The organism is Microcoleus sp. CAWBG58 (assembly GCF_020883045.1).
Classification (GTDB): Bacteria; Cyanobacteriota; Cyanobacteriia; order Cyanobacteriales; family Microcoleaceae; genus Microcoleus.
This window is the reverse complement of sequence record NZ_JAHRFA010000141.1, coordinates 272-10,943: the sequence shown is the minus strand read 5'-3', so window position 1 is coordinate 10,943 and position 10,672 is coordinate 272. Positions and strand designations below refer to the sequence as shown.

The following is a 10,672-nucleotide window of genomic DNA, read 5'->3' as shown; positions in this document are numbered from 1 at the left end:
CGGTGAATGCGTTTTTTACTACTCATGACTTGCTCAAATGCTTGCCTGGTCAAGGTTTCATTCTATTTTACCTTTTTTTGTATACCCCCTTGACAATTTGCACTTTTTCTTAACTTGTCACAAATGCCCTTACCCTAGAAGAGTTTCTGAAGCTGCCGGAAACGGAACCCCCCAGCGAATACATTAATGGACGCTTGACATCCACCCCGGCGAAACCCCGCACGGGGATTCCCAAACCTCACGATTTAGGTTTCTGCTTCTGTCCCTTGCGGGGTTTCGCACCAGCCTTAACAGATTTACTCTGTTCGGGTCTTACGGTCGCTCCACAGACTGATACGGCAAGCCCTGCCGCCAAAATATTTTTTGCCGCATTGATATCTCGGTCGTGGTGCGCTCCACAGTTGAGACAATCCCATTCCCGGATATTCAACGGCAACTTGGAAACGATGTGTCCGCACTCAAAACATCGTTTGGAACTCGGAAACCATCGGTCAATCTTAATTAAAGTGCGACCGTACCAATCGCACTTGTATTCAAGTTGCCTGACCAATTCGCCCCAACTAGCGTCACTGATAGCGAGAGCTAATTTCCGGTTCTTGACCATATTCTTCACAGCCAAATTCAAGGGCGGCGATGGTTTGGTTTTCGCGCACCAACCGCGTTGTTAACTTGTGAAGGTTGTCTTTCCTTGCATCAGCAATTTCTTGATGCACTCTCGCTACTTTAAGCCGTGCTTTGTGTCGGTTATTTGACCCTTTTTGTTTCCGGGTTAAAGCTTTCTGCGCCCTTGATAGCTTGCGATACTTCGCCTTAAATCCTTTGGGGTTGGCAATCTTTTCGCCTGTACTAAGAGCGAGCAAGCTCGCAATTCCCAAGTCAATGCCAACTTGACTGTCTGACGAAGGTAAAGGTTTGATTTCAACATCTACCAACAGAGAGACTGACCACCTACCTGATGGTGCCAGCTTCACTGTAATAGTTGATGGTGCTGCGCCGACAGGTAGTGTCCGACTCCAGCGAATAGGCAACGCTTGCGCGCACTTTGCTAAGTAGACTTGTCCATCCTTGAACTTAAATGCCGACTTAGTAAACTGTGCGCTACCGCCGTTCCTTTTCTTTTTGAAGTTGGGATACTTTGCCCGTCCATCAAAAAAGTTGGTGTAAGCAGTTTGCAGGTGGCGCAAGCATTGTTGTAATGGCACGCAGCTAACTTCTGACAGAAAATCAAGTTCTTCGGTTTTCTTCCATTCTGTTAGCATTGAAGAAGTCTCAGCATACCCTACCCGTTTTTGGTCTTTGTACCAGGCTTCAGTTCTTGCAGCTAACGCACAGTTGTAAACCAAGCGAGTACAACCCAACGTGCGTCGCAACAAACTTTCTTGTTCCGGTGTTGGGTAGAATCGGTAGCTGAAGGCTTTTAGTGTCATGCTCACCTTGAGTGCGTTGCTTTCACAGTCTAGCACTGCCCTTGTGAAATACCAGGTTTTAACAAAAAATTCATGTAAAGCCGTCCTAGAAGGACGGAGTTTCTACCTATTCTTGTGATGAAGAAGCGGCAGCTATTTGTTAGCTGAGTCGATCGCGCGGGGCGGGGCGATACCGAGTATCGCAACCGCCTTTGTGGGTTACGAAGCAATGCCAGTAATGATATGCAAGACTTCCCTGGAGAGTTGTCCGGCTTTGGAGGCGAATTTACCAGCTCGTTTCCCGCTCTTAGAAAAGTGCTTTAATGAATAGAAATAGCAATCATTTTTAGCCGGAGTTCTACGCACGATTCATGATAGATGAAGTTGTTGATTTCACCCAAACTGTCGATTTAACCAACTGCGATCGCGAACCGATTCAAATTCCAGGGCTGATTCAGCCCCACGGGGTGCTGTTGGTTTTGCAGGAACCTGACTTAAAGATTGTCCAGGTCAGCAATAACACGTTGGCTTTGCTAGGTCAACAGCCCCAAGAACTGTTGGGCAAACCGCTATTAAACTTACTCGCTGCTAAGCAGATTAATGCAATTCGGCAGTGCTTAAGCGAAGACTTTGAGTATGTAAATCCGTTAGATATTTCTCTGAAAGCTAAAACAAAATTACTTCTGTTTGATGGCATTGTTCATCGCTGCAATACCATAATTTTTTTAGAATTGGAACCCAAAAAGAAAAGACAAAAAACAGACTTTTTCAATTTTTACCAGCGATTAAAAGGAACGATTACTAAAATTCAAAAGGCTCCAACCTTGCTGGAGATGTGCGGGGTTGTAGTTAAAGAAGTGCGAAAAATCACTGGATTCGATCGCGTTATGGTATATCAATTTGATGCCGCAGGAGCTGGACGGGTGATTGCAGAAGATCGGGTAGAAACGCTAACGCCTTATCTGGGCTTGCACTATCCGCCCAGCGACATTCCCCAGCAAGCGAGAGAGCTTTATACCCTCAACTGGTTGCGATTAATTCCCGACTCCTCCTATGAGCCTGTGGCGTTAGTCCCAGCGGACAATCCGTTAGACTCGCGCCCGACGGATTTGAGTTTATCGGTGCTGCGGAGCGTGTCTCCCGTACACTTAGAATACCTCAAAAATATGGGTGTATCAGCCTCCATGTCTATTTCACTGATCCAAGACCAAAAATTATGGGGGCTGATTGCTTGCCATCATTCGACGCCGAACTACGTCCCCTATAGCGTGCGAACCATGTGCGAGTTTGTGGGGCAGGTAATGTCGATCGAACTTGCAAACAAACAAGATCGTGAAGACTTAGACTACAAAATGACATTGAAGTCGCTGCAAAGCAAGTTTGTAGAATCGCTAGCTCAGTCAAAAAGCTTCTGGGATGGATTAGTTCAACTCAACTCGAACCTGCTAGAGCTAGTGGGTGCGACGGGAGTGGCGGTTTGCGCGGGAGAACAAGTTATTTGTATTGGTGAAACGCCCCCAGAAGCTGAAATTCCTGCCCTGCGGGAATGGATTAAAAGCCAAATTCAACACAACCTGTTTCAAACCCGATCGCTATCTGAAATTTATCCAACCGCAGAGTCATTTAAGAGCGTTGCGAGTGGACTGTTAGCATTAGAAATTTCCAAAGTCAACCAAAATTATATACTCTGGTTCCGTCCAGAAGTGATTCAAACAGTCAACTGGGGCGGCAACCCGAACAAACCTGTCGAAGTCACAATCGATCGCGAGATGCGGTTGTCTCCTCGCAAATCCTTTGAACTCTGGCAAGAAACGGTGCAGGGTTGCTCGTTACCCTGGAAGTCCTGCGAGATCGAAGTCGCCACCGAACTGTGCAGCCTGATCGTCGGGATTATCCTCAGTCAGGCAGATGAAATGGCAAAGATCAATCTAGAATTGGAACGCAGCAACACAGAATTAGATGCCTTCGCCTACGTCGCATCCCACGATCTCAAAGAACCGCTGCGCGGCATTCATAACTATTCCAATTTCTTGATAGAAGATTACGGGGATGTGTTGGATTCTGACGGCATCGCTAAATTGCAAACGCTGGTGCGCCTAACCCAACGCATGGAGGATCTGATTAACTCTCTGCTACACTATTCTCGGCTGGGACGCACCGAACTTTCGCGCCAACCGACAAATCTCAACGATTTAGTGCGACAGTCGATCGACATTTTAAAGATCGGCGGGCCTCCGCAAGCGATCGAGTTTCGCACTCAATCGTTGCCGACAGTTGCCTGCGATCGCACTCTAGTTAGCGAGTTATTCCTCAACCTGATGAGTAACGCGATTAAATATAATAATAAAACCGAGAAATGGGTGGAAATTGGTTCGATCGAATCAGAACCCGGGAGCAGTAACGACCCAAGTTTATATACGTTTTATGTGCGAGATAACGGCATTGGCATCCCCCAAAAGCATTTGGAGCGAGTTTTTCAGATATTCAAGCGACTCCACGCACAAGACGAATATGGTGGCGGTACAGGAGCCGGTTTGACGATCGTCCAAAAAATTGTCGATCGACACGAGGGCAAAATTTGGGTAGAATCGACGCCCGATGAGGGCAGCACGTTTTACTTCACATTGTCAGCGGCGGTCAAACCATGACCGGATATTCAGTCATGGGTGCTATGCAACTCCCTCCCTTGCTGATCGTTGAAGACAGCAACGAAGACTTTGAAGCACTCCAACGTTATTTAAACCAATCTTTTTCCGATATCCCCGTCTATCGCTGCACTGATGGCGATCGGGTTCTGGCGTTTCTCTACCGCACGGATTCCTACGCCAATCCTAACACTGCTCCGCGTCCGGGACTGATTCTGCTAGACCTCAACTTACCGGGAACGGATGGGCGAGAGGTACTATATAAAATAAAACAGGATCGGAATTTGAAACAGATTCCGGTCGTTGTTTTCACCACCTCTAACAATCCCAAAGACATCGCAGCCTGCTACGAACAAGGGGCGAACAGCTATATCATCAAACCTATGGACTTCAAATTATTGAAGCAAACTATTCAGACGTTGTTGAGCTACTGGTTTGAAATCACGATGCTCCCTGTTCAGTCTCCCGAGGAAGACCAGTTTTGACATTCTCAGGTCTAAAGACACGCTCGATTCTCTAAGACAAGCTTAGAAAGGATAGTCAAAGATCCTTCTAGACACTCAAGACAACTATCAAACGATGTTGCAATTGTGCTTACTTTTACCTTTGTTTTCAGTCTATCGCGCTTGCCAGTTGTGGTACGCTCTACAACCTGCCATTATTTACCCTTTCTTGTCATACTGCCGTTAAGTACACTTAACCGTTGTTTCGCGGGGGTCGGGATTTCTCCGTACTAGGATGTTTCAACACGTAGATAGTTCTTTTCTTACTCACAAATCTAGTATACAATAAATTGTTTCTACCACGCAATAAGAAAGAAAAAGACGGGGACTGAAGTCCCCCGACTCACTTCCCACGAGCGGGCTAAAGCCACGCTCGTTTCCCGCTTCCGGTATAAATTTTTATGAGTAAAGTTGAGCGCACTGTTTTGATTGTGGAGGACAACCAGGAAGACACTGAAATGTACCGGCGGTATTTGCTGCGCGATCGCGAGTATAACTATACGATCGTGGCTGCAAAGTCTGGACAGCAAGGGCTGGCTCTGTGGCAGCAGCACCAGCCAGATGTGGTGTTGCTCGACTACCGACTGCCAGATTTGGATGGGCTAGAATTTCTGGCAGCCTGGGAAACCGAAGCACAGGAACCAAATTTACCCGTGATTATGGTGACGGGGCAGGGGAATGAGGCGATCGCAGTCCAGGCAATCAAAGCAGGCGCCCAAGACTATCTCGTGAAAGGGCAAATCACCCCAGAGAGTTTGCAATTGGCCGTGCACAGGACGATCGCAGCCGTGGAGTTACGCCAGCAACTGCAACAGCGGATCGATCGAGAGCGGACGATCGCGCGGATAGCACAGAAAGTGCATGGAACGCTCAACCTAGAAGAAATTTTATACATCACTGTCGAAGAAGTGCGACAGTTCCTGCATACCGATCGCGCGATCGTGTTTCGGTTAGAACCAGACGGCAAAGGAACTGTGATGGCAGAATCCGTTGGGGATCGATGGATATCGATTCTGTCAGCCCAGATCTACGATCCTTGTTTTGTTGACAGCTATGTCGATCGCTACCGTGTGGGAATGGTAAGTACAAAAGTAGATATTCACGACGGCACCATTTCCCCGTGCCACGTGGAACTTCTGACTCAGTACCAAGTTAAGGCGAATCTAGTGGTTCCCATTTTGCACGAAGACCAGTTTTGGGGAGTGCTGATTGCTCATCACTGCGCCTCCCCCCGCGAGTGGCAACCGTTGGAAATTGACTTGCTCCAGGAACTGTCAATTCAGGTGAGCATTGCGATCAGACAGGCGGAGCTTTACGAGCAAGCACAACGCGAAATCGCCGAACGCAAACGCACTGAGGAAGCGTTGGGAGGCAGCGAAGAAAGACTGCGGTTGGGGCTAGATGCCGCCCGCATGGGAACCTGGGACTGGAATATTCCAGACAACCACATTACCTGGTCTTCTAACATGGAAGACTTGTTTGGGTTGGGGCCTGGAGAATTTGATGGCTCTTACTACCAGTTTGTGGAAAGGCTGCATTCAGAAGACCGCGATCGCGTGCTAGAAGCGATCGATGCTGCGATCGCTACGGGAGCCAACTATGAGATTGAATTTCGGGTGATCTATCCCAACGGCATCATCCGGTGGGCGCTGAGCCTGGGGAAAGTGTTTTATAATGAGCTCGGGCAAGCGATACGGATGTCGGGCGTAGATTTGGATATTACCCCTCGCAAGCACACCGAGGAAGCGCTGCGTCACAGTGAAGAGTTTAGAAAACGGGTGTTAGACAGCAGCAGCGACTGCATCAAAGTGCTGGATATGGATGCACGGCTGTTATACATGAATGCAGGAGGGCTGTGCCTGTTGGAGATCGACGATCTCACCCCCTACCTGAACGCGGAATGGATCTGTTTTTGGCAAGATGAAGCTCGGGAAGAGGTGGAATCTGCGATCGCGGTGGCGAAGGCAGGAGAAGTGGCTAGATTTCAGGGCTTTTGTGCCACCGCCAAAGGCACGCCAAAATGGTGGGATGTCGTGTTAGCACCGATCCGGGATGTGGCAGGCCAAGTTGTACAAATCTTATCGACTTCGCGGGATATCACCGATCGCAAACAAGCGGAAATCGAACGCGAGCGCATTCTGCAATTAAAACAAGCTGCCCTGGCGGAGTCGGAAAGAGTTAACCGGATCAAAGACGAGTTTCTGGCGGTGCTTTCTCACGAGTTGCGATCGCCCCTCAACCCGATCTTAGGCTGGACGAAGTTGCTGCAAACTGGCAGGCTGGATGAAACCAAAACTGTAGCAGCGTTAGCGACGATCGAACGGAATGCCCTGGCACAGGCTCAATTGATTGACGACTTGCTCGATATGGCTAGCGTGCTGCGGGGAAAACTGAGTTTGAACGTGACTGCCGTCAATTTGTTATCTACCATTGAATCTGCGATCGAAACAGTGCAGACTGCCGCCACCGCCAAGTCAATTGTGATTCATCCGGTGCTATCCAATATCGGGCAAGTGTCTGGGGATGGAGTTCGCCTCCAGCAAATTGTCTGGAATTTGCTTTCCAATGCTGTCAAGTTCACTCCCAAGGGTGGACGAGTAGACATTAAACTAGAGTCAGCAGACAACCAAGCGCAGATTGTCGTAACAGATACTGGCAAAGGCATCAATCGAGACTTTTTGCCCTACATCTTTGAGTCTTTCCGCCAAGAAGATGCTTCTGTTACTCGCAAACACGGGGGGCTAGGGTTGGGACTGGCGATCGTTTATCAACTGGTAGAAGCCCACGGCGGAACAATCAAGGCTGACAGTCTTGGGGAAGGAAAAGGAGCCACTTTTAGAGTCAACCTGCCGCTGCTGAACGTCAAAACAGAGGAAAATCCCGACAAGTTATTAGAAGTAGAACAGGATCTCACAGGCATCCGAGTGTTGGCAATTGATGACGACGCAGACAGCCGGGAAGTAATCGGCGCATTCCTGGTTATGGCTGGAGCACAGGTGATGACAGTTGCATCTGCGACTGAATTTATCGTAGCCCTAGAGTCGTTTGTGCCGGATGTTTTGGTGAGCGATATTGGAATGCCAGAAATGGATGGCTACAGTTTGATCGGATATGTACGTTCTCTATCACCTGAGCGGGGGGGACTGATCCCGGCGATCGCACTGACTGCCTATGCTGGAGAAATCAACCACCAACAAGCTCTGGCAGCAGGCTTTCAGAGGCACATTTCCAAGCCGGTCGAGCCAAATCTATTGATTGGGGCGATCGGGGATTTAGTGAGGAAATAGCTCTGGAAACAGTTAGGCTGCTGGTAACTTGGACTATCTACGAATTTGTATGCAAGGAGTGGCCTTGATTCATTAGGTAAAGTTGACACTCCCGGGCCTTCAGGCGTGGGGATTCTTTGATCTACGAGCCAGTTTGCTGAGGCAGGATTTCTCCAACAACAGTAGAGACTAATTCTCCCAAAGAGTTGCTTGGTTCAAGACCAAAGGTTCCGGTATGCCCTACCGTACCCAATCCTCGACTAAGGATATTTTTAGCTGCGTTTTCGTCACGATCCAAGACACAACCACATTTACAAGCATGGGTTCTTGTAGATAGCGTTTTCTTCACGATTTCACCGCAGCTAGAGCATTCTTGACTGGTGTATTGGGGATTCACCGCAACCGTGATTTTTTCAAACACTTTTCCAAAGTATTCAAGCCAAACACGAAATTGATACCAAGATGCGTCATTAATGGACTTAGCCAGACAATGATTCTTCACCATGTTGTTGATTCTCAAATCTTCGTAGACGACTACATCGTTTGACGAGATTACGCACCTTGCTAATTTCACAGCATGGTCTTTACGTAGTCTACTTATTTTGAGATGGCGCTTGCCTAGAATCTTCCGAGCTTTGCCCCTATTTCTTGAACCTTTTATTTTCCTGGATACGCGACGCCCAGAGCGTTTGAGGACTTTCTCACCTTTTCTCAGAAACCTCGGGTTTTCAACCGTAGTTCCGTTTGAATCGGTGTAATATTCCTTCAATCCCACGTCTAATCCGATTGTAGTACCAGAGGGTTCTGTGTTTTCTTTTCTATCGACATCAATACAGAATTGGACGTACACGCCATCAGCACGTTTGACCAATCTCACCCTTTTTATTTGGTTAATTTGGTAAAAATGTAGATCGCGTGTGCCTTTTAGTTTTAATCGTCCAATTCCTTTTTTGTCGGTAAAGTTGATTGATTTTCGATCGTCAGCAAGTTTCCAGCCACTGGTTTTGTATTCCACCGAGCGGCAATCTCTTTGAAATTGTGGATACCCTTTTTTACCAGGAAGATTTTTCTTGCAGTTATCGTAAAATCGGGAAATAGAAGACCATGCCCGTTCTGCGCTAGCTTGTCTTGCCATTGAGTTGAGTTCGTCGGCCAAGGGAAAATCGCGAGCTAGTACGGCGCAGTATTTATTTAAGTCATTTTTACCCACTTTCTTGTTGTCCATCCAATAACGCAAACAGCTATTGCGGACAAACTTAGCGGTACGAATTGCTTCGCCTACTGCTTTGAACTGATTCGATTTTCCGTATGCCTTGAACTCAAAAACTAACATGACTTCACCTCCCATCTTATCCTACACGCTCTAGCATAAAATGTTCGTCGAGTTATTAAAAATTTACAATTAAATCCTTCTTAGAAGGACGGGGTTTTAGACCCGATTTCCTGATAATATTTCCTCTGTCAGTTGCTCGATCGACCGCATAGCTCCTCGCAGAATAATAAACTCTAAACTTAATTCTAGCAGTTGAGATCCAGAACGTTTGGGCCTATCCTGTTAAGCTGAGGGCATCTCAAAACATCCGAGCTGCTAGCTCAGCTTTTGAGATACCCCAACATAATCAATTGCGATCGAAGCATTTTTAAGAAAATGGCACAAAATCACAAGTCAACAGTTATCATCACCGGCGCATCCTCCGGCGTCGGCTTGTACGGCGCCAAAGCCCTTGCAGACAAAGGATGGCACGTAGTCATGGCCTGTCGCGACGTGCGAAAAGCCGGAGACGCCGCTCAAGAGTTGGGCATACCTCAAGGTAGTTTCACGATTATGCACATTGACTTGGGCGATTTGGAAAGCGTGCGCCGATTTGCTCGGGAATTCAAATCAAGCGGCAAATCTCTAGACGCTTTGGTGTGCAACGCCGCTATCTATCTGCCTTTGATTAAGGAACCGCTGCGGAGCCCTGAAGGTTACGAGTTGACGATGACTACCAATCACCTCGGTCATTTCCTGCTGTGCAATCTGATGATGGACAGTATGAAGCCTTCCTATTATCAAGATGCCAGAATCGTGATTTTGGGAACAGTGACTCACAATCCAGACGAGTTGGGCGGGAAGATTCCACCGCGTCCTGATTTAGGCAAGTTTGAGGGTTTTGAAGCGGGTTTCAAAGATCCGGTTTCGATGGTAGATGGCAAGCAGTTTGAACCTGTCAAGGCTTACAAAGATAGCAAAGTTTGCAATGTGCTGACGATGCGGGAATTGCACCGCCGCTTTCACGAATCGACGGGGATTAATTTCACTTCGCTGTATCCGGGATGCGTGGCGGATACGCCCCTTTTCCGCAATCACTATCCTTTGTTTCAGAAGCTGTTCCCACTGTTTCAGAAGAATATCACCGGCGGTTATGTGTCGCAGGAGTTGGCGGGCGAAAGGCTGGCGATGGTGGTTGCCGATCCAGAATACAAGCAATCTGGGGCTTATTGGAGTTGGGGAAATCGTCAGAAAAAAGATGGTAAGTCTTTTGTGCAGAAGGTTTCTCCACAGGCGCGCGATGATGAAAAAGGTGAGCGGATGTGGGAGTTGAGCGCTAAGTTGGTGGGATTGGCTGACGGAGCACCCATGGGTGCTGCTAGTGCGAGCCGCCCTGCATAATTAGGTTTGTAGTGAGGACTTCAGTCCTTCTTCTTGCGGACTAAAGTCCTCACTACGAACGAGTTGGCACAAAGGTTTGTAGTGAGGACTTCAGTCCTTCTTCTTGCGGACTAAAGTCCTCACTACGAACGAGTTGGCACAAAGGTTTGTAGTGAGGACTTCAGTCCTTCTTCTTGCGGACTAAAGTCCTCACTACGAA

Annotated in this window: 5 protein-coding genes and 1 pseudogene; 4 read left to right on the top strand and 2 right to left on the bottom strand. The window is 47.9% G+C overall.

The features are described from left to right. Positions 1 to 238: 238 nt before the first annotated feature. Positions 239 to 1,427: pseudogene (locus QZ918_RS32075) on the bottom strand (RNA-guided endonuclease TnpB family protein). Positions 1,428 to 1,777: 350 nt separating this feature from the next. On the opposite strand from QZ918_RS32075, the gene QZ918_RS32070 reads away from it, so the two are divergent. The 3 genes from QZ918_RS32070 to QZ918_RS32060 all read left to right on the top strand — a co-directional run bounded on the left by QZ918_RS32070 (position 1,778) and on the right by QZ918_RS32060 (position 7,841). Further along, complete coding sequence (locus QZ918_RS32070) at positions 1,778 to 4,054, top strand: ATP-binding protein (RefSeq protein WP_293342893.1); 2,277 nt, start codon at positions 1,778 to 1,780, stop codon at positions 4,052 to 4,054. Next, the gene (locus tag QZ918_RS32065; protein WP_293342891.1) at positions 4,051 to 4,536 is read left to right on the top strand and encodes a response regulator; all 486 of its coding nucleotides are present in this window, start codon (positions 4,051 to 4,053) and stop codon (positions 4,534 to 4,536) included. Before QZ918_RS32070 ends, QZ918_RS32065 begins: the two co-directional genes overlap by 4 nt. A gap of 419 nt (positions 4,537 to 4,955) precedes the next feature. Continuing rightward, the gene (locus QZ918_RS32060) at positions 4,956 to 7,841 is read left to right on the top strand and encodes a response regulator (RefSeq protein ID WP_293342889.1); all 2,886 of its coding nucleotides are present in this window, start codon (positions 4,956 to 4,958) and stop codon (positions 7,839 to 7,841) included. 121 nt (positions 7,842 to 7,962) lie between these two features. Here the strand turns inward: QZ918_RS32060 and QZ918_RS32055 are convergent, their stop codons facing one another. Then, the gene (locus QZ918_RS32055) at positions 7,963 to 9,153 is read right to left on the bottom strand and encodes an RNA-guided endonuclease InsQ/TnpB family protein (protein ID WP_293342886.1); all 1,191 of its coding nucleotides are present in this window, start codon (positions 9,151 to 9,153) and stop codon (positions 7,963 to 7,965) included. 315 nt (positions 9,154 to 9,468) lie between these two features. On the opposite strand from QZ918_RS32055, the gene QZ918_RS32050 reads away from it, so the two are divergent. Beyond that, positions 9,469 to 10,473 (top strand): protochlorophyllide reductase, encoded by a 1,005-nt coding sequence (locus QZ918_RS32050; protein WP_293145673.1) that lies wholly within the window; start codon positions 9,469 to 9,471, stop codon positions 10,471 to 10,473. Positions 10,474 to 10,672 lie beyond the last annotated feature (199 nt).